At 38.7% G+C, this 25,481-nt stretch carries 15 protein-coding genes; 5 read left to right on the forward strand and 10 right to left on the reverse strand.

The features are described from left to right. The first annotated feature begins 130 nt into the window (after positions 1-130). The 5 genes from aroA to pncB all read left to right on the forward strand — a co-directional run bounded on the left by aroA (position 131) and on the right by pncB (position 14,169). Positions 131-1,459: a 3-phosphoshikimate 1-carboxyvinyltransferase gene (gene aroA, locus ACFIMI_RS00850; protein ID WP_375685938.1), complete on the forward strand. Its 1,329-nt coding sequence runs from the start codon at positions 131-133 to the stop codon at positions 1,457-1,459. Further along, a complete protein-coding gene (cmk, locus tag ACFIMI_RS00855; RefSeq protein ID WP_375611402.1) occupies positions 1,456-2,103 on the forward strand; it encodes a (d)CMP kinase in 648 nt (215 codons plus the stop codon). Before aroA ends, cmk begins: the two co-directional genes overlap by 4 nt. Positions 2,104-2,234: 131 nt before the next feature. Next, positions 2,235-3,935 carry a 30S ribosomal protein S1 gene (gene rpsA, locus ACFIMI_RS00860; protein WP_375638158.1) on the forward strand — a complete coding sequence of 567 codons (1,701 nt, stop codon included), beginning with the start codon at positions 2,235-2,237 and terminating at the stop codon, positions 3,933-3,935. Positions 3,936-4,161: 226 nt separating this feature from the next. Beyond that, the gene (locus ACFIMI_RS00865) at positions 4,162-12,732 is read left to right on the forward strand and encodes a GH36-type glycosyl hydrolase domain-containing protein (protein ID WP_375692174.1); all 8,571 of its coding nucleotides are present in this window, start codon (positions 4,162-4,164) and stop codon (positions 12,730-12,732) included. A gap of 132 nt (positions 12,733-12,864) precedes the next feature. Continuing rightward, positions 12,865-14,169 carry a nicotinate phosphoribosyltransferase gene (gene pncB, locus ACFIMI_RS00870; RefSeq protein WP_375611404.1) on the forward strand — a complete coding sequence of 435 codons (1,305 nt, stop codon included), beginning with the start codon at positions 12,865-12,867 and terminating at the stop codon, positions 14,167-14,169. Between the two features lie 1,463 nt (positions 14,170-15,632). On the opposite strand, the gene ACFIMI_RS00875 is transcribed toward pncB, so the two are convergent. The 10 genes from ACFIMI_RS00875 to nth all read right to left on the reverse strand — a co-directional run bounded on the left by ACFIMI_RS00875 (position 15,633) and on the right by nth (position 25,379). After that, the gene (locus ACFIMI_RS00875; RefSeq protein WP_375611405.1) at positions 15,633-16,019 is read right to left on the reverse strand and encodes a YbaN family protein; all 387 of its coding nucleotides are present in this window, start codon (positions 16,017-16,019) and stop codon (positions 15,633-15,635) included. 410 nt (positions 16,020-16,429) lie between these two features. After that, on the reverse strand, positions 16,430-17,335 hold the full coding sequence (locus tag ACFIMI_RS00880; protein WP_273790250.1) for a metal ABC transporter permease: 906 nt from the start codon (positions 17,333-17,335) through the stop codon (positions 16,430-16,432). Further along, the gene (locus ACFIMI_RS00885; protein ID WP_375611406.1) at positions 17,332-18,198 is read right to left on the reverse strand and encodes a metal ABC transporter permease; all 867 of its coding nucleotides are present in this window, start codon (positions 18,196-18,198) and stop codon (positions 17,332-17,334) included. The genes ACFIMI_RS00880 and ACFIMI_RS00885 overlap by 4 nt, the downstream gene beginning before the upstream one ends. Further along, positions 18,195-19,025, reverse strand: a complete 831-nt coding sequence (locus ACFIMI_RS00890) for a manganese/iron ABC transporter ATP-binding protein (RefSeq protein ID WP_375692175.1) — start codon at positions 19,023-19,025, stop codon at positions 18,195-18,197. The genes ACFIMI_RS00885 and ACFIMI_RS00890 overlap by 4 nt, the downstream gene beginning before the upstream one ends. After that, positions 19,022-19,930 (reverse strand): metal ABC transporter substrate-binding protein, encoded by a 909-nt coding sequence (locus ACFIMI_RS00895; protein WP_375611408.1) that lies wholly within the window; start codon positions 19,928-19,930, stop codon positions 19,022-19,024. The genes ACFIMI_RS00890 and ACFIMI_RS00895 overlap by 4 nt, the downstream gene beginning before the upstream one ends. Before the next feature lie 290 nt (positions 19,931-20,220). Then, on the reverse strand, positions 20,221-22,635 hold the full coding sequence (gene pheT, locus ACFIMI_RS00900; RefSeq protein WP_375611409.1) for a phenylalanine--tRNA ligase subunit beta: 2,415 nt from the start codon (positions 22,633-22,635) through the stop codon (positions 20,221-20,223). 32 nt (positions 22,636-22,667) lie between these two features. Next, positions 22,668-23,750, reverse strand: a complete 1,083-nt coding sequence (pheS, locus tag ACFIMI_RS00905; RefSeq protein ID WP_375611410.1) for a phenylalanine--tRNA ligase subunit alpha — start codon at positions 23,748-23,750, stop codon at positions 22,668-22,670. A gap of 94 nt (positions 23,751-23,844) precedes the next feature. Then, the gene (gene rplT, locus ACFIMI_RS00910) at positions 23,845-24,246 is read right to left on the reverse strand and encodes a 50S ribosomal protein L20 (RefSeq protein WP_012754515.1); all 402 of its coding nucleotides are present in this window, start codon (positions 24,244-24,246) and stop codon (positions 23,845-23,847) included. Positions 24,247-24,279: 33 nt separating this feature from the next. Next, positions 24,280-24,483, reverse strand: coding sequence for a 50S ribosomal protein L35 (gene rpmI, locus ACFIMI_RS00915; protein ID WP_183193590.1), 204 nt, complete (start codon positions 24,481-24,483; stop codon positions 24,280-24,282). A 155-nt stretch (positions 24,484-24,638) separates the two neighbouring features. After that, positions 24,639-25,379: an endonuclease III gene (gene nth / locus ACFIMI_RS00920; protein ID WP_375611411.1), complete on the reverse strand. Its 741-nt coding sequence runs from the start codon at positions 25,377-25,379 to the stop codon at positions 24,639-24,641. Positions 25,380-25,481 lie beyond the last annotated feature (102 nt).

Genomic DNA, 25,481 nt, shown 5'->3' on the forward strand with positions numbered 1-25,481 from the left:
AATCGAAAAATAATACCTTTGTCAAAGATAAATACACTGTTCCACAGTGATTTTTTCATGACGTCTTTTAAAGCATGTGCTAAAGGATGCACAATTTCATAAAAGTTAGATAGAATTAAATAGAATTTCCATGCAAAAAGCAATCCCTATAACCACCTATAAATCGAGTAGTCTCTCTGGAAAAATTCAAATACCAGGAGATAAATCAATCTCTCACCGCTCTCTTATATTGGGAGGATTAGCAAGTGGTGAGACATATATTCATGGATTACTTGAAAGCGCTGATGTACTCAATACAGCTGCTGCTATGCAAGCTATGGGTGCCTGTATTATTAAAAAAGATGACTTCTGGATCATACGAGGAACAGGGAATGGTTGCCTTTTAGCTGCACAAAAACCTTTAGACTTTGGAAACGCTGGAACAGGTGCTCGTTTGGTTATGGGAATGGTTGGTCCGTATCATATGAAAACAACCTTTATTGGTGATGCTTCTCTCTCTAAACGTCCAATGGGACGTATCCTTGCTCCACTGCGTCTCATGGGGGTTGAAATTGAGGCAACGCGCGACGATCACCTTCCTTTAACGCTTTATGGTCCGAAAATGGCTAATCCGATTCGTTACCGTGTTCCAATAGCTTCCTCCCAAATTAAATCAGCAATCCTGCTTGCTGGACTCAATACCGCTGGCATTACAACTGTTATTGAACCAGTTCTGACACGAGATCATACGGAAAAAATGTTAAAAGCATTTGGTGCGCAACTTGAAATAGAAAAAGATAACGAAGGTGCGCGTTTGATTCATCTTAATGGTCAACCCCATCTTACTGGACAAACGATTCATATTCCGGGGGATCCTTCTTCTGCTGCTTTTCCAATTATCGCAGCCCTTCTTGTAGAAGACTCTGATATCACCATTGAAAATGTTTTGATAAATAACTCTCGAATAGGACTTATCGAAACATTGTGGGAAATGGGTGCTCAAATTGAATTTTTGAACCGACGTCAAACAGGTGGAGAGGATGTTGCTGATCTACGGATAAAATCATCGGTCCTTAGAGGCGTTACGGTGCCCAAAGAACGTGCTCCATCGATGATAGATGAATATCCTGCTTTGGCAGTAGCAGCAGCCTTTGCAGAAGGCAAAACAGTTATGCTAGGAATTGAAGAATTGCGTGTAAAAGAATCAGATCGATTGTCTGCTGTTGCTCAAGGATTAAAAATTAATTGCGTAGACTGTGAAGAAGGTCAAGATTTTCTTATTGTTTATGGAAAAGGTTCTGCCAAAGGTTTGGGGGGTGGGTATGTTGCCACACATCTTGATCATCGAATTGCTATGTGTTTTCTCATTTTTGGGCTTGTATCAGAAAAACCTGTTACCATTGATGATAAACGAATGATCGCTACGAGCTTTCCAGAATTTATTCCTTTTATAAAACAACTTGGGGGAAAAATCGCTTGAAGCCTTTTGTTATCGCCATTGATGGACCTGCAGCCTCAGGCAAAGGAACCTTAGCACGCAAAATTGCTGCACATTATCGCCTTCGCCATCTCGATACTGGTCTTACTTATCGTAGTGTTGCTCATACGCTTTTACAACAAAATTTAGCTCTTAATGATGAAAAAAATGCTATTATTTATGCTAAAGAACTTGATTTTAATACCTTAAATCCTTCTCTTCTTTCTTCTCATGAACTTGGTGAAGCGGCTTCAAAAATAGCAATTAATCCTGCTGTACGCAAAATTCTTGTCGAAAAACAACGCAACTTTGCTAAAGTTTTGCCCGGCTGTGTGCTTGATGGGCGTGATATCGGAACTATTGTTTGTCCTGATGCCGATATCAAGTTTTATATTCTAGCCAATGTTCAAACACGCGCCAAACGCCGCTACCAAGAGATTTTAAAAAAAGGTGTTCAAGCAAATTATCATGAAATCCTAGCTCAACTTGAACAGCGCGACAGTCGCGATATAACGCGCAAACAAAGTCCACTAAAACCAGCAAAAAACGCCCACTTGCTTGATACGTCAGAATTGAGTATAGAAGCAACATTTGAAATTGCATGCAGTTTTGTTGATCCAATCATAAAAATGCATATAATTGGATAAATTCGTTAAGGTAACTTCCAGCCTAGCGCTAACTTTTTTCCTTTATTCAAGGAAAAGGCTAGGGAGTTACTTATGTTAACACTAACCTAGCGCTCATACCTTATAATACAAGGTATATATTAGGAGTTCTTATGTCACAATACAATCCCACAACAGCGGATTTTGAAGCCCTTTTAACAGAATCTTTTCAAACTAATGATCTTAATGAAGGATCTGTTGTTAAAGGTCGTGTTATTGCAATCGAAAAAGACATGGCCATTATTGATGCTGGTCTTAAAGTCGAAGGACGTATTCCTCTCAAAGAATTTGGAGCTAAAGCAAAAGATGGTTCTTTGCAAGTTGGCGATGAAGTTGAGGTTTACATTGAACGCATTGAAAATGCGATGGGTGAAGCTGTTTTATCGCGTGAAAAAGCACGGCGCGAAGAAAGTTGGGTCCGTTTGGAGGAAAAATTCAATGCTGGTGCACGCGTTGATGGAGTGATCTTTAGCCAAGTAAAAGGTGGTTTTACAGTCGATCTTGATGGTGCCGTTGCTTTCTTGCCTCGCAGCCAAGTTGATATTCGTCCCATTCGTGATGTTTCACCCCTCATGCATAATTCACAGTCCTTTGAAATTTTGAAGATGGATCGTCGTCGTGGCAATATTGTGGTTTCACGTCGCACTGTTTTAGAAGAAAGTCGCGCTGAGCAACGTTCAGAAATCGTACAAAATCTTGAAGAAAACCAAATCGTTGAAGGTGTGGTGAAAAATATTACAGATTATGGTGCCTTTGTTGATCTTGGTGGGATTGATGGTCTCTTGCACGTTACAGATATGGCATGGCGGCGTGTTAATCACCCATCTGAAGTGCTCACAATTGGCCAAACGATTAAAGTGCAGATTATTCGCATTAATCAAGATACGCACCGTATTTCTCTTGGAATGAAACAGCTTGAAAGTGATCCTTGGGAAAGCATCAGTGTCCGGTATCCGATTGGTAAAAAAATTACGGGTGCTGTTACCAACATTACTGATTACGGTGGTTTTGTTGAAATTGAACCAGGAATCGAAGGGCTGATCCATGTTTCTGAAATGAGCTGGACAAAGAAAAATGTTCATCCTGGAAAAATTCTGTCTACATCACAAGAAGTAGAAGTGGTTGTTCTTGAGATTGATCCTTCTAAACGGCGTATTTCTCTTGGCTTAAAACAAACATTTGAAAATCCATGGGAAGCTTTTGCCAATAAATTTCCTATCAATTCGCAAATTGAAGGAGAGGTTAAAAATAAAACAGAATTTGGTCTGTTTATTGGGCTTGAAGGCGATGTTGACGGTATGGTTCATTTGTCTGATCTTGATTGGAACCGTCCTGGTGAACAAGTTATTGATACTTATAATAAAGGCGATATCGTTAAGGCTGTGGTCCTTGATGTTGACATTGAAAAAGAGCGCATTTCTCTTGGAATTAAGCAGCTTTCCAGCGATAAAGTTGGAGAAGCAGCTGCTTCTGGCGAATTGCGAAAAGGTGCAGTTGTAACATGCGAAGTGATTGCTGTTAACGACAATGACATTGGTGTGAAATTGATTGACCACAACCTTGAGACAACCATTCGGCGTGCTGATCTTGCGCGTGATCGTGATGAGCAACGTCCTGAGCGTTTCGCAATTGGGCAAAAGGTTGATGCTCGCATCACAGCATTTGATAAAAAAACACGTAAAATTTCAGTATCGATTAAAGCTTTAGAAATTGCAGAGGAAAAAGAAGCTGTTGCACAATATGGTTCTACAGATTCAGGTGCTTCTCTTGGTGATATTCTGGGTGCAGCTTTGAAAAAACAAGAACAAGATTAATCATCAATCATTAAAGTTGGTTTTATTATTAAGGTCACTCATTAGGAGTGACCTTTTTATTTTATAAAAAAATTGTCTGCTTATTTTTAAATTATTGAAACAAAAATTATAAATGCTTGCAAATAAAAACAAAAAGTTTGTTTTTTGTCTAACAACGGTTCACTATTCAGATAAAATGCTTAAAATTTAAATAAAAAACAATGTAATTGAATAACAATGGGACACTATGACGTGCATAATACCTTTCATAAAGTGCTTTTTTTCTCAAAAAGAGAAAAAAGATCATTTTATTAATACGGATTTTCCTCTTCGTGCAATTTATAAGGTACAGGAAGATCTTTATAACTTAGGGCATGATATAGCTTCTGGTAAAGAAATTTTACTCCCTGAATATGAAGGAGTAGGAGATTTTCGCAAGAGATTGAATGAAAATGCTAAACTTATTCTTCATGCCTTTCATACCAGTGATTTTGCTGCCCGAAATGATGAAACCATCGCACCATCTGCTCAATGGCTCATTGATAATCATTACACCATTGATAAAACCATACAAAAGCTACGTCGTAATCTACCCAAGTCCTTCATAAAGCAACTTCCTCTTTCTACACACAAAGCCGGAATACCACGAATTTTTGCTTTAACTTGGCTTTATATTGCGCATACCGATAGCAGCTTTTCACAAGAAACACTCACTGCTATGACCAACGGATTTCAAGAAATTTGTGCGCTCACAATTGGTGAATTGTGGGCTCTTCCTTCAGTTATGCAAATGCTGCTCATTGAAAATGTCCGTCGTCTTTCAGTACGTATCGAAAAAGCGCGACATATGCGCCATCTTGCTAGTCAAGTAGCTGATAAAATTTCTCTTGTAGAAAATAAAACAAATCTACACTCTCTTTTTACGCAGTATAAACCATTTACTGTTGATCCAACTTTTTCAGCACATTTATTCTATCGCCTGCGCAGTGCATCTGTCGATTCAACCGTAGCATTAACTTGGCTTGAAAAGCAATTGAAAAGCCAAGGCAGTAGCTTAGAGATTGCAACAGCTGATGAACATACCCGACAAGCAGCAGATGGTGTGACCATGGGAAATATTATCTGTTCTCTTAAAGCTATAGATGATGTTGATTGGACAGCATGGTTTGAAACAGTGAGTTGTGTCGATTCTATTTTGCGTAAAAATAGTGATTTTTCTGAAATTGATGCTCACTCACGCAATATTTATCGACAAGTCATTGAAAAAGTTTCTCGCTTTTCGCCTCTTAGTGAACTGGAAGTTGCACATAAAGTTGTAGAAATGGCAAATTCCACTTCTAAAGATATGCCTCATCATTCTTGTGTGGGGTGGTACCTTGTTGATGATGGTCGTGGCATATTTGAAAAGGCTTGTGGGTATATTCCGCCCTTTCTCATAAAATGGACACGCGCTTCCTGTTGCTCAAAATTGAGAGTCATCGCCGTTCCTGTCTCTTTTCTGACGCTTGCTCTTTTGCTGGTAATTTACGCCCTTTTACAGCTATCTGGCATGACACAATGGATGTCTTTTTGCTTTACTGGATTGGCGCTTTTTCCTGCTATCGATGCTGCTTTTGCTTTATTTAACACTGTTGTTTCGTGGTTTGTCCCATCAAAACAACTCATTGGTTATGAATATAAAGAAGGTATTCCAAAACATGCACGGACAATGGTTGTTGTACCTACTTTGATGACATCACGCGCTGACATTGATGAACAAGTGCGCAATCTTGAAGTGCACTATCTTTCCAATCCTAAAGGTGCCATTCATTTTGCACTCATTACAGATTGGGTGGATGCTCCATTGAGAGAAACGCAAGATGATCTTGATTTATTGCACTATGCGCAAAAGAGTATTGATAAACTCAATAGTCGTTATCATCGTGATGAACTTCCGCTTTTCTTCCTTTTACATCGCCGACGCCTTTATAATACAAGCGAAAAATGTTGGATGGGATGGGAACGAAAGCGAGGAAAACTTCATGAACTTAATCGGCTCTTAAGAGGCGATAAAAATACAAGCTTTTATCCTCCCAATCCACATCTTCCCATGGATTGCCGTTTTGTTATGACGCTGGATTGTGATACACGTCTTACTCCAGAGAGCGTCGCGAAACTTGTTGGAAAGCTTAACCATCCACTCAATTATCCCGTTTTTGATCCACAAAGTGGAAAGGTTGTAAAGGGCTATAGCATTTTACAACCACGCATTATTCCTTCTCTTACAACAGGAAAAAAAACATCAATTCTCCAACGGGTTTTTTCTATAAACCGTGGCATTGATCCTTATGTTTTTGCTGTTTCTGATACTTATCAAGATCTTTTAGGAGAAGGCACCTTTATCGGTAAAGGTCTTTATAATATTGATGCATTTGAACAAGCGCTTGATGGCAAAATTAAAGAAAATACTATTCTTAGCCATGATCTCTTAGAGGGAGGTTATGCTCGTACTGCTCTGGTAAGTAGCATAGAAGTCATTGAAGACTATCCAACCGCTTACAATATTGATGTTATGCGTTATCATCGTTGGGTCCGCGGTGATTGGCAGCTTTTGCCTTATCTTTTTCCCCACCGTCAAATAAGTTCCGTGACGCGTTGGAAAATGCAGGATAATTTACGTCGTTCTCTCACTCCACTTATGTGGTTAATCGCAGCATTTGCAGGATGGGCTTTTTTGTCTTTAAAGAGTGCAATCGTCTGGCAACTATTCTTGTTGTTTAGCTCCTTCATTTCACCCATTCTATGTGTATTAAAAACGCTTGTCTCATCCAATATAGATCATTCTTTGCGTGGACATTTTCAATTAATTTGGAACAAAATTGCTCTTACAAGCGCTGATATATTTCTTAAAACGACGTTCCTTGCTTATTCGGCGTATTTTATGACCGATGCGATTATTCGTACACTCTATCGTATGACGATTTCAAAACAGCATCTTCTTGAATGGAAAACTTCTGCCGCAACAAAATCAATACCCAATAGTTTGCGTTTCTATGTTTTTACAATGGCACCAGCATCGCTTATTGGTATTCTTACTATAGCACTCCCTCTTTTTTCTGATAGTTTTGCAAGCTTGGTTGCTTTGCCTTTTGGGATAGCATGGTTTTTTTCACCCTTCATTGCTTGGATTGTGAGTCAACCTTCAACCTTTCAAGATAGCCTTTATCTTTCTTCAAAAGATGAAAAAAAACTCCGTTCTATTGCACGGCGGACATGGCTTTATTATGCAACCTTTGTCAATGCACAAAACAACTATTTGCCTCCCGATAATTTTCAAGAAGATCCTGAACCTCTTGTTGCTCAACGTACATCGCCTACGAATATTGGGGTTTATCTCCTTTCTATTATTGCTGCACGTGATTTTGGTTGGATTGGTTTTGAAGAGACCATTACCCGTATTGAATGTACATTACGCTCTCTTGCAAAAATGGAAAAGTTCCGCGGTCATCTCTATAATTGGTATGAAACGGATACACTCAGGCCTCTTTTGCCTACTTATGTATCAACCGTTGATTCAGGAAATCTTGCCGGTCATTTGGTAACACTCTCTTCTGCCTTAAGTGAATGGGCTGAAAAACCTCATGTTTTTTTTCAAAGTGATCGAGAAGGCTTATCGGATGTTCTTGCTATTCTTGAAGAAACTGTCAGAGAAATTCCAGATCATCAACCCAGTTTACGCTCTTTACGCCAAAAAATCGAAGAAAACATCACTCGTTTTCATGATTCTATCTTCACTTTTATAGAACAAGAAAATACGATTCCTTCTCACATCATAGATCTTTCACTTGCAGCCCATGATATTGTGCACTTAGTCGGTGAACTTGACCACAAAATTCAAACGATAGAATCTGCTCGTGCGCTTTCTTGGGCTAAATGCCTTATCGACACCTGTAACGCTCATCATAATGATGCGACTGCTCATTGTGATACTGAAAAATTACGTAAAAAACTAAACAGGCTGGCTATAATGGCAAGGCAAATAGCCTTTGATATGAAATTTGACTTTTTAGAACAGCCTAAACGGCATCTCTTATCCATTGGATATCGTGTTCAAGAAAACAAACTCGATGAAAATTGTTATGACCTGCTTGCTTCAGAAGCACGTCTTGCAAGCTTTTTTGCCATCGCAAAAGGAGATATAAAACTTAAACATTGGTTTCGTCTTGGTCGACTTCTCGTACCCATAGGTGGGAAAGGTGCACTCCTATCATGGTCTGGATCAATGTTCGAATATCTTATGCCATCTCTCGTAATGCATGAACCTTTAGGATCTCTCCTAGATCAAACAAATCGATTGATTATTCGTTGTCAAATACAATATGCCCATAAACGGGAATTGCCATGGGGTATTTCAGAAGCCGCATTTAATGCTCGCGATCATTTAATGAATTACCAATACGCTCATTTTGGTATTCCAAACCTCGGACTCCAACGTGGTCTTTCACGCAATGCTGTCATTGCTCCCTATGCCAGCCTTCTAGCGGCACAATATGCTCCTGCTTGCGCTGTCGCTAATTTAAAACGACTCCGTGATCTTGGAGCTTTAGGAACATATGGTTATTATGACTCTGTTGATTTTACTCCAACACGCGTGAAAACAGGGGAAAAATACGCCATTATACGTAATTATTATGCGCACCATCATGGCATGTCTATCCTTGCTCTTAACAATGTTATTTTTCAAGGGCGAATGCGTGATCGTTTTCACCGTGATCCCGTTATTGAAGCAACACAATTGCTCTTACAAGAAAGAGCGCCTCATCTCATTCCTATTATTCATACCAAAGCTGTTAATCGTATGCGCAATAAGTCTCAAGCATTTGACGCAGCCCCTTTGCGCATTATTACAAACCCGTTACTCAAACCACGAGCAACTTTACTTTTGTCTAATGGCTTTTATTCTACCATGTTAACAGCGAACGGTTCTGGTTACAGCCGTTGGCACGATTATGCGATTACGCGCTTTATTCCTGATGCAACAGAAGATCAACAAGGTACTTTATTCTTCTTACGTGATACGCATAGTGGACGGTGGTGGTCTGTTACTGGTGAGCCAACACGTGTTATTGAAGAAGAAGCTGTCAGCATTTTTACAGATGAAAAGGCTGAATATACAAAAATGGTTGATGGTATTAAATCAACACTTGAATGTCTTATTACATCTGAAGGATGTGGCGAAGGGAGACGTATTCAACTGATGAATACGACAAATAAAGACCGACTCATTGAAGTGACTTCTTATGGTGAATTAGCGCTTGCCACGATGGATACAGACCAAGTTCATCCTGTTTTTTCCCGTATGTTTATAGAGACAGAAATTACTGAAGAAGGTAAAACAATTTTTGCCAAAAGGCGCAAACGCTCGCCTAGTGATCCTGAAATCTATGTTACCCATTTTGTTTCTAGTACAACAGATATTCTCCAAGAGACAGAAGCTGAAACAGATCGCTCTCTGTTTATTGGTCGGGGGCGATCCATTCATCGACCCGCTGCATTTGACCAAAATGCTCGTTTCAGTAACAGTCAAGGTTGTGTTCTTGACCCTGTTATGTCATTGCGATGCCGTATAAAAATTTCAGCCCATGAAAAAGCAGAACTTATTTTTTGGACTTTTGCTGCTCATACAAAAGAAGCGCTAAATAATCATATTAAACATTATCGACAACCTGATATGTTTCAAAAAGAACTTTCAATGGCATGGACGCGCTCACAAGTCGCACTGTATCAGAGCGGAACCCAGCTTAAAGAAGCTATTGTCTATCAAAAATATGCAACACCGCTTATTTATCCAGAAAGAACGTGGCGTCTTCCTTCTGAAATATTAGCAAAAACGCTAGGAAAACAGTCTAATCTTTGGCCCATGTCTATCTCAGGAGACAATCCACTCTGTCTTCTTAGATTAAATAACGAGGGAAATATAACTGTACTGCGCGAGCTCCTTAAAGCACATGAATATTGGCGTATGCGTGGACTCATTGTTGATTTGGTCATTCTTAATGAACAAACATTTTCTTATATACAAAGTACACAACGCGCTCTTGAGTGGGTCTGTGAATCTTATTATCACCACACGCAAAAAGCAGATGAACGCCAACATATTTTCATGCTTCGACGCGATCAAATGAGTGAACAGAGTTTTAAAACGCTTCTTGCATCAGCGCGTATCGTTCTTGATGCCCAAAATGGCTCTTTATCTGAACAACTTAAACGACTTGATGAGAATGATTTTAATCTCACAGTTCGTAAAAATTATCAAGAACCTTATGATCAATTAGACTTGCCAAGATATAACGAAGGACAGCAATTTACAACACAAACTGAACAAAATCTTTTTTCTTCCATTGGTCTTATTAGCCAACAAAAACCATCCTCTTTTCTCCCAAATGGAGAAGATCTAAGGTATTGGAATGGTTACGGTGGTTTTAATCAGCACAATCATTATGTAATACGTCTTCATGGACGTACCACTACACCGCATCCGTGGATTAATGTCATTGCTAATCACAGATTTGGTTTTCATGTCTCTGCTGAAGGTGCAATTTTTACTTGGGCTAACAATAGCCGCGATTATCAACTAACTCCTTGGGCGAATGATCCAACGTCTAACCGACCAGGAGAAGCTCTTTATCTGGTTGATCGCCAGTCTTTAAAACGTTTCTCACCCGTTTCTACTGTTGAATGTGACGAAAATATTGTCTATGAGGCGTGTCATGGGTTTGGATTCTCAACTTTTAAATCAACACATTCAGAAATCGCATTAGAACTGACTCATACACTTGATCCCGAAAAACCTATTCGCTTTTCACGTCTTATCCTTACGAATGAAGGGAAAAAACCACGCAGTTTACGCCTTTATAATTATGTTGAATGGGTTTTGGGAAATGTCCGTACAAAATATGCCCCCTTTATTGTTTCCTCTTATGAGACCAGATGGGGTGCACATTTTATTCAAAATCCCTATCACATCGAGAAATCTCAACAAGTTACATTTTTATCAGCATCCGAAATGCCAACCAGCACGACGACCAATCGCGCTGAATTTATTGGTGCAACGGGAACCGTAACACGTCCAAATGCGATCCGTAAAGCCGCTGCTCTTTCAAATACCATTGAAGCAGGATGTGATCCTTGTTCAGCATTCGCCTATGATATTGATCTTCAACCAGGGCAAACAAAAGAAATCATCTTCTATCTTGGCAGTGCTGAAAATAGGCAAGAAGCTGAAAAATTACTCAATCAAGTACGTGCAAGTGATTTTGAAATTCAGCTCACAAAACAAAAACAGCAATGGAGTGATTTTGTTTCTCCTTTCCAAGTCAAAACACCTGATGCTTCTTTTAATCTTATGGTCAACCATTGGCTTCCTTATCAAATCTACGCATGCCGCATCATGGCACGCGCAGGCTTTTACCAAGCGAGTGGTGCATTTGGTTTTCGTGACCAGTTACAAGATAGCTTGTCTTTGTTATTGCTGGAACCACAATTAGCACGTGAACAATTGTTAAATGCAGCAGCGCACCAATTTCTTGAAGGTGATGTGCAACATTGGTGGTTGCCTGACACAAATGCTGGTGTTCGTACATACATTTCTGATGATATCGTTTGGCTTGCATATGCAACAGCTCTTTATGTCACTACCACTGGTGATGACGCTTTTCTTGATACGCTCATTCCTTTTATTGAAGGTGATGTTCTCAAAAGTGGGCAACAGGATGCTTATTTTCAACCCACCCAATCCCCAAAGGTTGCAACAGTTTATGAACATTGTGTTTTAGCTTTAGACCTTGCCATTAAACGCTGCGGACCACATGGTCTCCCTCTTATTTTAGGTGGGGATTGGAATGATGGCATGAATTTGGTCGGTGTGGAAGGAAAAGGCGAAAGCATTTGGTTAGGATGGTTTCTTGGGTACACATTACAAGCATTTATCTCTTTAGCCAAAAAACGTGGTGACAATAGCCATATGCAAATATGGAGTACGTACCTTGAACATTTAACAAAATGCCTAGAGAAAAATGGTTGGGATGGTGCTTGGTATCGACGTGGTTATTTTGATGATGGAACACCTCTTGGCTCTAAAATCAATGATGAATGTCAAATTGATACCATTGCTCAATCTTGGGCTATCATTTCTCAAATGGCATCGCCTGAACGTCAAAAACAAGCAATGACATCAATGTTGGAACATCTCTATGATAAAAAAGGCGGACTCATTCGCCTTTTTTGGCCGCCTTTTGATAAAAGTACGCTCGAGCCTGGTTATATAAAAGGTTATCCTCCAGGAATTCGAGAAAATGGTGGTCAATATACGCATGGTGCCATTTGGAGTATTTTTGCGTTGGCTGAAATGGAACAAAACGATAAAGCTTATGCTTTATTTTCTATGATAAACCCAATTACCCATGGACAAGATCCTGAAATTTATCGTGTTGAACCTTATGTAATGGTCGCAGATATTTATGCTGTTGAACCACGATGTGGTCAAGGCGGTTGGACTTGGTATACAGGTTCAGCCGGTTGGTTTTATCGCGCCGCAACACAAGCTATTCTTGGAATACAGCGTCAGGGAGACCTATTGTTTTTGCAGCCACATTTACCCTCTATTTGGCCAAAATATGAAGCAACAATGAAGTTTTATGATGCCGTTTATTGCATTAAAGTAAAATGGGGACCTAAAAATATGCTCTATATTAATAGCAAAGAATATACCGAAGTTCATATAGGGATAAAGTTACAAAAAACAGGTCAGCATGAAATTATACGTATTGTCAAATCTTAAAGATTAAAGATGAAAAAAGAGAGCAGACTTTTTATTCTTGTCCAAAACTGTAGAGTTGTTATATTGCACCGCCTATATTAGCCGTGTTGGTGCATAATATTTTAGATTTTATGAAAATGAAAGAAAAAGGTTATGAATCATCCGGATATTGCTAGACGTGTTTACAATCACACTTGGAAACTTGATCCCATTATTCGGTCACTTCTTGATACGGATTTTTATAAGCTTCTAATGGTGCAGATGATTTGGGGGTTATATCCTAATGTTAATGTTACTTTTTCCCTCATAAATCGCTCTAAAACAATACGTCTTGCCGACGATATTGATGAGAGTGAATTGCGTGCCCAACTTGATCATGCTCTTAGTTTGCGCTTTACAAAAAAAGAAATGATTTGGCTTGCTGGTAATACATTTTATGGACGCAAACAAATTTTTGAACCGGATTTTCTTCAGTGGCTTGAGAATTTTCAACTTCCAGAATATGAACTCACCCGCAAAGATGGCCAATATATCCTTCATTTTCATGGACCCTGGGCCCATAGTTCCATGTGGGAAATTCCTGCTCTTGCTATTATTAGTGAATTACGTTCACGTGCTGCTCTCAAAAAACTAGATCGTTTTGCTCTTGATGTACTTTATGCGCGTGCTAAAGCAAAAATGTGGAGTAAAGTTGAACGTCTCAAAAAATTGCCTGATATTAAAATATCTGACTTTGGGACAAGGCGTCGCCATTCTTTTTTATGGCAGCGCTGGTGTGTGGAAGCATTAAAAGAAGGCATTGGTCATTCTTTTACTGGAACTTCTAATGTTCTTCTTGCCATGGATACGGATTTAGAAGCTCTTGGAACCAATGCACACGAATTGCCTATGGTTATTGCGGCTCTCAGCAACAATGATGATGAATTACGCAGAGCTCCGTATCAAGTCTTGCAAGATTGGAATCGTTATTATGGTGGAAATCTTCTCATTGTATTACCTGATACCTTTGGTACAGAAGAATTTTTACGCAATGCACCAGATTGGGTCGCTGATTGGACGGGTTTCAGACCCGATAGTGCGCCTCCTATTGAAGGTGGTGAACGTATTATTCAATGGTGGAAAGAAAAAGGAAAAGATCCACGCAAAAAACTTTTAATTTTTTCTGATGCTCTTGATGTCAATACAATTGAAAAAACCTATCATCATTTCCATGGTAAAGTGCGCATGAGTTTTGGATGGGGCACGGATCTTACCAATGATTTTACAGGCTGTGCACCTCAGGAAATCGAAACTCTTGATGCTCTTTCCCTTGTTTGTAAGGTGACCTATGCCAATGGTCGACCAGCCGTAAAACTTTCAGATAATCCTGAAAAAACGATCGGTGATTCAAAAGAAGTACAACGTTATCTCAATTTTTTTGGTAATAAAAAACGAATTGCTAGACCTATAAAGACATAGTTTCCGGTTCTTTAAAACAAGTATATTGATCCATCATATTGTTTATAAGATTGATTTTTGTCCTACCCTAAGGACGAGGATTCTTAACCTTTGCTGGTCTGTAAACAGTTCGGCTGTTTTTGAGCAGATTCTACTTGGCCTACCACGCATACGCTTCACTTACATAAGGCGCGATAGATAAGACTTAAAAATATTTACGACGCATTAAAAAAATACTTAACGGGCCAAGGAAGTTTAGCCAAGGAGATTTTCTCATTTTAACCCTGTTAAATCAAGCACACTCATCTCCTTGCATGTATGAAGGTTTTCAAGTTCTAAGGGTTATTGTTGTAGTTTGACAGTAGGTTTTATACTAAGTGGGAAGAGGTTGGATTAAGTAGGAATACGTGGTAATTTGTTGTTTTTATGTACAATTTTGACCATTCAATGCGCGTTTTATCAAAATAGATTTTGACACCTAAAATTGCAAAAATTACCGAAAATCAGAAAAAAGTGCGTTTCCATAAGTAAAAATGAGAAAAGGCTTTCAAAACCCTTTGAGAACATCTTTAAACTCTTTGAAAAAATAAATTGGTACAAAATCTAGTGTCAAAATATACAAAACCAGATGACAAGCTATAATTGTAGCATTAGGAATTACTAAGGCAACATTGGAGGATGACAAATAGCATGGTGACTATTGGTGTGCATTTTGAAAGGCAAGGATGATGGTGCTCAAATAGATTTTATACACGTTACAATGAGATTTTACTTTATCCATGTATGGTCTGCTATTATGAAATGAGTAAAGTGTTGGGAGATGTTTCATTAAAATAAATGTGTAAATAACATGATTTGGGAGACCTTTTGTTTTACGTGAGGGGCATGACTTTATTAAAAACAGAGAATGCAATAATATTTTTATTTCGAATAAGCTTTATACAAAGACAGAGAAATTATTTATTCGCATATTATAATAAGAATGCGTGTATATATAAAACCATTTGAAAAACTCTGTTGTTTCTTATGAATTATTCTTAAGTTAATAACAGATGTAACATTAAAGATTGATATAATAGACCGGCTTCTTAACTGTATAAGTATAAAAATGATGGTGTTTAGTAAGCTTTGTATTATATCCTCATTAAGAGATATGAAAACAAACGAAATGTCTTTTAGAAAGAAATGACTATCATATCAATGACTTTTTAATGATGTATATGTAGAGATTCATACAAACATGCTTTACAAAAATAATGACTCTCTTCCATGAATGTGATTTATCATTGTTTACCAAGTGAGAACATTTTGAGTGTTCATAAAAATTATTTCACAAACATATTATTAATTAATTGCGTTCAAAAAGCTTGCTATTTCATATGCATTTTGGAAATGGAGAGCTTATATTCAAAACTTAAAAGTTCTCATAGTTTTTACAAATAAGTTGAAGCTAAAAAGAGTATCCCATAAAGCCTTTTTTATCATTAGGAAGATGGACGTGTTACAATATAAATGGCAATCAGCAATAATATAACCGCAACAAGTAAAGAAATCCACAAAGGAGGGTGTAGCATTACAAAAAAGGATAAAAATCCTCCTGTCATACTCATCATTGCAAAAACTTTAACGAATGGAGAGATTGCTTTTTTTTCTTCCCATCGCTTAATAGGGGGACCAAAAATACGATGATTATTCAACCATTGATGAAAACGTGGAGAAGAACGCGTAAAACACCATGAGGCAACCAATAAAAAAGGCACAGTTGGCATAATAGGTAATACGACACCGATAATACCTAATATAACCATCGCCCACCCTGCTATATAATAGCAGATACGTAAAGGGTGCGATATCTTCAAATCTTTTTTCATTTTCTCGTACTATTTTCCTCTACGCAAAACCCTATACAAAAACATTGTATCTGTTTTTTTCTGTTTACATGTCTGAGTGCACAATTACGCTCTACCCCTTCATGCGTAAGTGTCTTTGCTGTTATAAGTTCCTTGAAAATACCGAATAGCTTACACAATATTATAATCATTTTAAATGATTTCAAGAAAAGAGGAGAGATTTTAGAAAAACAAAAAAATAAAAAGGCTGCAGAAGAAATCAATGCAGCCTCTTAATTAAGAATGCAGTGTTGGGGGGGGGAGAAAATTTACTGCATTCACCTGCTAGATATTAGGAGGAAAAATAATCTAGCACTCGGGACTCTAATTAAAATAAAAATGAGAAACAATATATAAAAATGCATGGCTGATATGCATGAATTTTAACACTTTCAAGTCTCTTGAACTGTGTTTCGACGAAAGAAAATCATCATGAAAATAGCCATAAAAATCAACGTCAAGATCAACACAATTGTGGAAGCAGAATCAGAGCCGATAAATAAGCTGAGATAAATCCCTAAAAAACCAGAAAAAGCTGCAACAAGTATCGCGATCATTAACATAAAAGAAAACCGCTTTGTGACAAGATAGGCAATTGCTCCTGGTGCTATCAGTAAAGAAATAACGAGTACGATCCCTACAGCTTTCAAAGCCGCAACAATTGTAAGAGAAATCATCGTTAGCAGGGTATAGTGGAGTAGAGATATTGGTAACCCCATTGCACGTCCTTGAACTGTGTCAAAAATATACAGCATAAAGTCGCGCCATTTTGCTGCTAAAATAAAAGTGACAACAGCGGAAATGATTGCCGTCTGCGTTATATCAAGCCAGTTAACACCCAAGAGATTACCAAATAGAATATGATTCAAATCTAAGCTACTATAAATAGACGTGGCTAAAACAAGCCCCAAACCAAACATTGAAGAAAAGACCACACCCATCACCGTGTCCTGTTTGATACGGCTATTGCTCCCTAAAAAACCCGTTAATAGTGCACACACCATTCCTGCAACAAAAGCACCGCAAGTAATCAAAGTCATTGTAATATTCTCTGGACGCATATGCTGAAACCAAGCAAATGGCAAAGAAGTTAAAAATGCGATTACCCATGGTGTTGTCATATAACCAACAACAACACCTGGAAAAACTGCATGAGAAATGGCATCGCCTAACAGCGCCCATCCTTTCAAAATAAGAAAACAGGAAAGCATCGCCATGGGAATAGAAAGAATCATGACAATAAGCATACCCTTAAGCATAAAAGAAAACTGAAACGGAAGCAGTAATTGATCAATCATGATAATATTACACCCTTTTTTGCCGCATTTATGCGTAAGCGCGCAGCAATAAACCCATGTTTAGGAGCAAAAATAAAAGCCAAAACAAATAAAGATGCTTGAAAAAGCACTACAACCCCCCCCGTTTGTGCATTCAAAAAATAACTCACATAAACACCCAAGACACTTGTGAAGGTTCCAATTACAACTGCAATAACCAAGATGTTTACGAAACGATCACTTAAAAGATAGGCCGTTGCCCCAGGTGTCACAACAAGACAAATGACTAAGAACGCTCCAACGGTTTGCATCGCAGCAACAGTACAAGCGGCAAGCAATGTGAAAAAGAGAATCTTTAAAAATTTTACGTTTAATCCAATGGCATGCGCATGCGTTTCATCAAATAATGACACAAGAAGATCTTTCCATTTCAAAAGCAATATAAGCAACGAAACAAAGCCGATAAAAGCCAATTGTAGAATATCTGTTGAACTCACTGCTAAAATATTTCCCAAAACAATCGTATCAATATTAACAGCCATTGGTTTTAATGATTTGAGAAACAACCCAAAGGCAAAAAAGGAAGAAAAAATGAGCCCAATAATGGTATCTTCTTTAAGCTTTGTCCGGTGGTTAAAAAAGAGCATTGCTGCTGCTGCAAGACCACCAGAAAAAAAAGCGCCGAGTGAAAAAGGTAACCCTAAAAGGTAAGCTCCTGCTACACCAGGAACAATCGAATGGGAAAGTGCATCACCAATCAATGACCAACCTTTTAACATCAAAAAAGCTGAAAGAAAGGCACAAACACACCCAACTAACCCAGAAACCCACATTGCATTCACCATATATTGATAGCTCAGTGGCTCAAGCAACCAAGAAATCATGCAACGTGCTCCACTCTTTCAATATCTTCACAAACGCTAGACTGCTTTCTTCCCATGAAAACATCATTTTTTTTTGTGGTTTGAAGATCAAAAATATGGTGATGCAAAGATCCTCCAAAAGTTTTCTCCAGATTTTCCTTTGTAAAGATTTTTTCTGTTAACCCAGAAGCTAAAACAGTACCTTTTATTAAAACTGTATGATCACAAAATTCGCGAACAGAACCCAAATTGTGAGTTGAAACCAAGATCACTGCTCCTTCTTTACGGAGATCTTGTAACAAAGCAATGATTTTATCTTCTGTTGTAACGTCAACCCCTGTAAACGGCTCATCTAATAAAATAGCTTTTGCTTTCTGTGCAAGCGCGCGCGCTAGGAAAACACGCTTTTTCTGTCCACCAGAAAGTTCTCCAATTTGGCGCTTGGCAAAAGCCAACATATCAACGCGTTCTAAGGCAATACGAACGGCCTCATAATCTTGTGTACGGGCATAGCGAAAGAAATTCATATGACCGTACCGCCCCATCAATACAACATCTTCAACCAAGACAGGAAAATTCCAATCAACATCTTCACTTTGAGGAACATAAGCAATAAGATTTTTTTTCAAAGCTATATTAACGGGCAAATCAAACATACGAATTTTTCCCTTTGAGGGGCGTACAAACCCCATAATCGCTTTAAATAACGTTGACTTACCGGATCCATTAACACCAACCAATGCCGTAATAGAACCCTTTGGACTTTCAAAATTCACTTCGCGTAAAGCTGTATGTCCATTACGATATGTTACCGTTACTCCTTGGGCAAAAATTCCACATTCCGTCATTGGTTTTTTACTCCCTCTACTAAAGCATTGCTAATACGCCCACTCGTGACACGTAATAAATCAATATAAGTGGGTACCTCACCATTTTTCTCACTTAAAGAATCAACATAAAGAACACCACCGTATTTAGCTCCTGTTTCTCTGGCAACCTGCTTAGCAGGCGCAGGGGAAATAGTGCTTTCAGAAAAAACTGCATGAATATTGTATTTGCGAACCATATCAATAACATGCTTGACCTGCTGTGGTGTTCCTTGTTGGTCAGCATTGATGGGCCATAAATAAAGTTCTTTTAGATCAAAATCACGCGCCAAATAGCTAAAAGCCCCCTCACTGGTCACAAGCCAACGTTTATCTTGCGGTACAGCTTCTAATTCAGCCCTAATTGGATCAATCGTTGCACGAATTTTCTGTTTATAAATTTCAGCATTCTGTTTATAAATTTCAGCATGTTCAGGATCATATTTTACAAAAGCATCGCGAATATTATCAACGTAAATCAAAGCAGAGGTCGGTGACATCCACGCATGAGGATTGGGTTTACCGCTAAAGGGGCCCTCACCAATTTTAATGGGTACAATACCTTTTGAAACAACAACACTTGGAACATCCTTGATATTTTGAAAAAACTTTTCAAACCAAAGCTCTAACTCTAAACCATTCCACAATACAAGGTTAGCTCCCTGAGCACGCATAAGATCGCGTGGGGTGGGTTGGTATTCATGAATTTCCGCACCTGGTTTTGTAATGGATTCAACATCAGCGGCATCACCTGCTACATTGCGTGCCATATCAGCAATGATAGTGAATGTCGTAACAGCTTTAAATTTACCAGCACACAAAGCAAAATTGGGTGTAAAAAAAATAACACTTCCAAAAACTATGGTGAAAAACGTTCTTACGTTCATTGATTCTCTCTTTCCTTTATATGCCTTCTTTTTATTGCAAATAATTTGCATTATCATTTAGCAATAGCAGTTATCTTTTACATTTGCAATGAAGGATTAAGAGAAAAAATAACTTTTCAAGATGTTTAAAAACAGTTTTTTCATATTGAAAAAACTGATGATTTAAGCAGCTTGTTTTGGTAATAAAATCCCCTTTCAAGAAGCTCTATAGCTCTTGAATGCCAAACAAAAAGGGAGCACGCAAAGATGCTCCCACTTCATGTAAAATATCTCATAAAAAATGAGAATACTCAGTAGCGCAAATATGCACCTGTCATTTTGGTAACATTATCCACGATCTTTGAGGCAAGCTTTTCTAAATCTTCATCTGTTAAAGTCCGTTCTATGGGCTGAATAGTTACTTCAATTGCAACAGATTTTTTATCTTCACCAAAGCTTAAATCTTCAAAAATATCAAAAACCTGCACTGAATGAATAAGTTTTTTATCAGCTCCACCTGCCGCACGAATAATAAGAGAAGAGGCAACAGTTTTATCCGCTATAAAGGCAAAATCACGCCGCACCATTTGAAAAGGTGAGAGTTTCAAAGGAGGACGGCTTTTGGTCGTTTTTTTCTTTGATTCTGGAATTCGATCTAGAAAAATTTCAAAGCCGCATAAAGGGCCACTGACATCTAACTTTTCTAATGTAGCAGGATGAAAAACACCAAAAAAACCAAGAATAATCTTTGATCCAAGTTTTATGACACCTGAACGACCAGGATGATACCAATCCGGTGCTCCAACTTCAATCTGCACTTTCCCAACATCCATATCGCATGCTTCTAAAATAGCTAAAGCATCTGCTTTGGCATCAAAAACATCAACGACGGTTGCATTTCCATTCCAAAAACGCCCAGCCCCTTTAAATTGCTCTGTTCCGCGACGAATTCCACTAACAACACGGTGTTGTTTATCAGGGGTGTCGCCCTCATAAATACTTGAAACTTCAAACAAAGCAAGATCGGAAAAACCACGATCAGCATTTCTTTGTGCCGCCATAATCAAGCCAGGTAAAAGGGAAGGACGCATCATTGACATATCAGCAGCAATAGGATTAACTAATTTAAGCTCTTCTTGACCTCCTCCAAAAGCAAGAGCTTGATTTTCAGAAATAAAAGACCATGTCACCGCTTCTTTCATACCACGTTGCACTAGAGCCAAACGTGTAGCACGTGAACGAATTTGTGCGCATGTTAAAATTTGATCTTTTCCTTCTGCAAAGTTTTCCAAAGGAATAGGTTTAATTTTATCTAACCCATAAATTCTCATAACCTCTTCCACCAAATCGGCTTTACCCATAATATCAGGGCGCCATGATGGTACTTTTACCGTAACGACTTCTCCTTTTCCTTCAACAAAAAATCCAAGTTTTGTTAAAATAGAGATGACTTTTTCAGGTTCTATTTCCAAATTTGTTAAACGTTTAATTTCAGAAAAAGGAAAAGCGATCTGTTTGATTTCTTGTTGCTGATAGCCAACGATCTTCTTTTTAGATACTTCACCACCACAAAGACGTAAGACCAATTCTGTTGCAATCTCAAGTCCTGTTTCTATAAAAGCCGGGTCAACACCTCGTTCAAATCGATAACGTGCATCACTAATAAGACCTAATGCTCTTCCTGTTTGTGCAATGCTTCGCGCATCCCAAAGCGCCGATTCAATAATAATGCGATGTGTTGTTTCATCACAACTCGTTCTTTCACCGCCCATGATACCGGCAATCGAAACAACCCCCTCGTCATCTGCAATGACACAATTCTTAGGGCCCAGATGATAGATTTTTCCGTTCAGTGCTTGAAGCTGCTCTCCTTCACGCGCGCAACGTACACACAAATTACCTTTAATTTTATCTGCATCAAAAACATGGAGCGGACGACCAAGGTCAAAACTGATGTAATTGGTCATATCAACAAGCGCATTAATCGGTCTCAGACCAATTGCATTCAAACGCTGTTGCATCCACTGTGGTGATGCACCATTTTGAACATTGCGCACTTCACGCCAAGCAAAACCTAAACATAATGATGAATCTTGCGAAAAATCTAATGAAACATCGAGAGGTGTTTCAAAGGAAGGATCAAATTTTGACAAGGATAATTCTTTTAATTTTCCCATTCCAGCGGCAGCAAGATCACGTGCAATACCACGAACACCTGTGCAATCGGAACGATTAGGGGTCAAACCAATATCAATAACCGGATCATCTAAACCAGCATAAGCTGCAAATGAACCTCCAATAGGTGCATCTTCTGGAAGTTCAATAATCCCATCATGCTCATTTGATAATTCAAGCTCCGCTTGTGAACACATCATCCCAAAACTTTCAACACCTCGGATTTTTCCTACAGATAATGTTACATCAAGTCCTAGAATATAAGTGCCTGGTAGTGCCAGAACACCAACAAGACCTGCGCGTGCATTTGGTGCTCCACAGACAACTTGAACAGGTGTGGAAGTCCCTGTATCGACTGATAAAATTTGAAGTTTATCTGCATCAGGATGCTTTATTGCTGTTAAAACTTTTGCAATCACAAAACCTTTTAAAGAAGACCGATCATCAACGTAATCAACCTCAAGACCTATAGCGGTTAATTTTTCACAAATTTCATTCAAAGATGCATTTGTTTCTAAGTGATCTTTTAACCAGGACAATGTAAACTTCATTTTAAAACCTCACATGAAAGCGATGACTAAGATCACACATTTCTATTAGGAAAAAAAGCAGGCATATCAAAGCAACGAAAGCCATAATGGTCTAACCAACGCAGGTCAGCGTCAAAAAAAGCCCGCAAATCAGGCATACCGTATTTCAACATGGCAATACGATCAATGCCCATGCCCCATGCAAAACCTTGATATTCATCTGGATCTAAACCAACATTTTTCAACACCTGGGGATGCACCATTCCGCATCCTAAAATTTCCAACCAATCCTGCCCTTCTCCGAACTTTACTTCTGAACCAGAACGATCACATTGAATATCTACCTCCATAGATGGTTCGGTAAAAGGGAAAAAAGAGGGACGAAAACGCATTTTTACAGAGGGAACTTCAAAAAATGCTTTACAAAAAGTTTCATGCAGCCACATCATATGTGCAATGGTGGAGGTTTTATCAATGACAAGACCCTCGACCTGATGGAACATGGGAGAATGTGTTGCATCCGAATCCATGCGGTAAGTTTTTCCAGGAATAATGATTCGTATCGGTGCTTTTTGTTTTTCTAGTGTGCGAATTTGTACGGGTGATGTATGGGTTCGCAATAATTTTCGTTCTCCCATTTTATCAACATCAAAAAAGAAGGTATCATGCATTTCACGCGCTGGATGCCCTTCAGGAAAATTCAATGCTGTAAAATTATAATAATCTGTTTCAATATCAGGTCCCTCTGCAAGAGAAAAACCCAACTTTGTATAAATGGCAATAATTTCCTCAATCACTTGTGAAATAGGATGAATGCGTCCCCGTTCTATAGGTGAAGAGCGAACAGGCAAGGTAACATCAACTGTTTCACGAGAAAGACGGACATCCATTGCCTGTCTTTTCAGAAGATCACGCTTTTGTGCCCATAATTCTAAAATGCGATTTTTTAATCCATTAAGAACTGGTCCAACTTTATGGCGCTCGCCAGCATCCATTTTTCCTAATTCTTTTAATTTTTCAGAGATACTACCTTTTTTACCCAATGCTGCAATACGCACTTCTTCAAGTGCTTGTTCATCACCTGCTGCCTCTAAGGCTAAACAAATTTCTTGTTCTAGACGCTCAATATCATTCATATTTTTGCCTATTTTTTAATAAAGAAAAACCCGCACTCGCAATAGCCAGCACGGGACCTCGAATAAATGAATGCTTTAAGAGAACACGACTGGCTTATTTGACAGCGCCTTCGAAAGCATTAGGTGTCGTATCTTTTAAATATTCTAAAGCTTTTTTTGCCGAAGCAACTAAAGCAGAAAATGCTTCTGCCTCATGGATTGCTATATCTGAAAGAACCTTACGATCAACCTCAATACCGGCTTTTGATAAGCCATCAATAAAACGTCCATAAGTTAAACCTTCTGCGCGAACAGCCGCATTAATTCTCTGAATCCACAAAGCACGGAAAGTACGTTTCCTATTTTTGCGGTCACGATAAGCGTATTGCTTTGAACGATCAACCGCTGCTTTAGCTGCACGAATGGTATTTTTACGACGACCGTAAAAACCTTCAGCCTGTTTAAGAACTTTTTTGTGCTTAGCGTGTGCTGTCACACCTCTTTTCACACGAGCCATATTATAATCTCCTCAAAATCAAAAGCGTAAGGTTTAAATACCATTCGGCAAATAATGCTGAATGACTTTTTTAGCATCTTGTTCACACAAAACCATTGTTCCACGTGCATCGCGAATAAATTTATTCGAACGCTTAATCATGCCGTGGCGCTTACCGGCAGCTGCTACTTTAATTTTGCCTGACGCAGTGATTTTAAACCGCTTTTTAGCGGATGATTTGGTCTTCATCTTGGGCATTTTGCTACTCCGTACATTAATTTATTCAATCAAACATTTTATTCACTCAAGCGGACCAACGCTTGAACAAGCATTTAAACAGCCACGGCATGCCCTGCCGGGCGGCTCTTAAAGACGTTTTCATAAGCTAGTATACACAAAATAGCAAGACCGTATTACAAAAAAATCGGCGCTCCATTGCCGTGAAGCTCAACCAAAGGTGCTGGAATTGCATTTGTTTTGATGGCTGCTTTACATAAATCGGCAATAATGCATTGCGTACATTGTGGTTTACGGGCTTGACAAATATAGCGACCATGTAAAATCAGCCAATGATGCGCATGGCGAATATAATGAACCGGTATAATCTTTAATAATTTTTTCTCAACAATTTCTGGTGTTTTTCCAGGCGCCAAACCAAGACGATTGCTTAAGCGAAAAATATGTGTATCTACTGCCAATGTAGGCTGACCAAAAGCAACATTCAAGACCACATTAGCCGTTTTGCGCCCCACTCCAGGAAGGGCCATGAGTGCTTCACGCGTATCGGGTACTTGACCGCCATAATAATCAATTAAACAGTTGCAAAGCGCATAAACATTACGTGCTTTTGCACGCCAAAGGCCAATTGAACGGATATGATTTGCTATTTCTTCTTCCCCTAATGCAACCATTTTTTCCGGTTGATCAGCAAGGCAAAATAATTCTTTTGTCGCTTTATTAACGCTTACATCTGTCGCTTGAGCCGAAAGCACAACGGCAACTAAAAGTGTAAAAGTATTTATGTAGTTAAGATCACTCTTAGGTGTTGGGCGTTGCACAGAAAAACGGCGAAATATTTCCGCAATTTCATCTTTATTATACAATATACTAGATAAATTTCGCACCTTTGATAATTTTATGTTACTTTGAGGCATTGAACTCTCTTAAATCTTCTCTCTTGAAGTTATCATTCACGCTCGCCATATGAGAGGAGTGCAGCGAACACTTTTATAGAGTTTGGTCAAGTAAAGCCGTTT

The sequence above is a fragment of the Bartonella sp. AP4SXKL genome (assembly GCF_042195845.1).
Lineage (GTDB): Bacteria > Pseudomonadota > Alphaproteobacteria > Rhizobiales > Rhizobiaceae > Bartonella.

Coding starts and splice junctions, on each gene's coding strand:
- ACFIMI_RS00895 (WP_375611408.1), bottom strand. CDS start 19,930: ATGAACGTAAGAACGTTTTTCACCATAGTTTTTGGAAGTGTTATTTTT.
- ACFIMI_RS00875 (WP_375611405.1), bottom strand. CDS start 16,019: ATGAAAAAAGATTTGAAGATATCGCACCCTTTACGTATCTGCTATTAT.
- nth (WP_375611411.1), bottom strand. CDS start 25,379: ATGCCTCAAAGTAACATAAAATTATCAAAGGTGCGAAATTTATCTAGT.
- ACFIMI_RS00865 (WP_375692174.1), top strand. CDS start 4,162: ATGACGTGCATAATACCTTTCATAAAGTGCTTTTTTTCTCAAAAAGAG.
- rpmI (WP_183193590.1), bottom strand. CDS start 24,483: ATGCCCAAGATGAAGACCAAATCATCCGCTAAAAAGCGGTTTAAAATC.
- ACFIMI_RS00885 (WP_375611406.1), bottom strand. CDS start 18,198: ATGATTTCTTGGTTGCTTGAGCCACTGAGCTATCAATATATGGTGAAT.
- pncB (WP_375611404.1), top strand. CDS start 12,865: ATGAATCATCCGGATATTGCTAGACGTGTTTACAATCACACTTGGAAA.
- ACFIMI_RS00890 (WP_375692175.1), bottom strand. CDS start 19,025: ATGACGGAATGTGGAATTTTTGCCCAAGGAGTAACGGTAACATATCGT.
- ACFIMI_RS00880 (WP_273790250.1), bottom strand. CDS start 17,335: ATGATTGATCAATTACTGCTTCCGTTTCAGTTTTCTTTTATGCTTAAG.
- pheS (WP_375611410.1), bottom strand. CDS start 23,750: ATGAATGATATTGAGCGTCTAGAACAAGAAATTTGTTTAGCCTTAGAG.
- pheT (WP_375611409.1), bottom strand. CDS start 22,635: ATGAAGTTTACATTGTCCTGGTTAAAAGATCACTTAGAAACAAATGCA.
- aroA (WP_375685938.1), top strand. CDS start 131: ATGCAAAAAGCAATCCCTATAACCACCTATAAATCGAGTAGTCTCTCT.
- rpsA (WP_375638158.1), top strand. CDS start 2,235: ATGTCACAATACAATCCCACAACAGCGGATTTTGAAGCCCTTTTAACA.
- rplT (WP_012754515.1), bottom strand. CDS start 24,246: ATGGCTCGTGTGAAAAGAGGTGTGACAGCACACGCTAAGCACAAAAAA.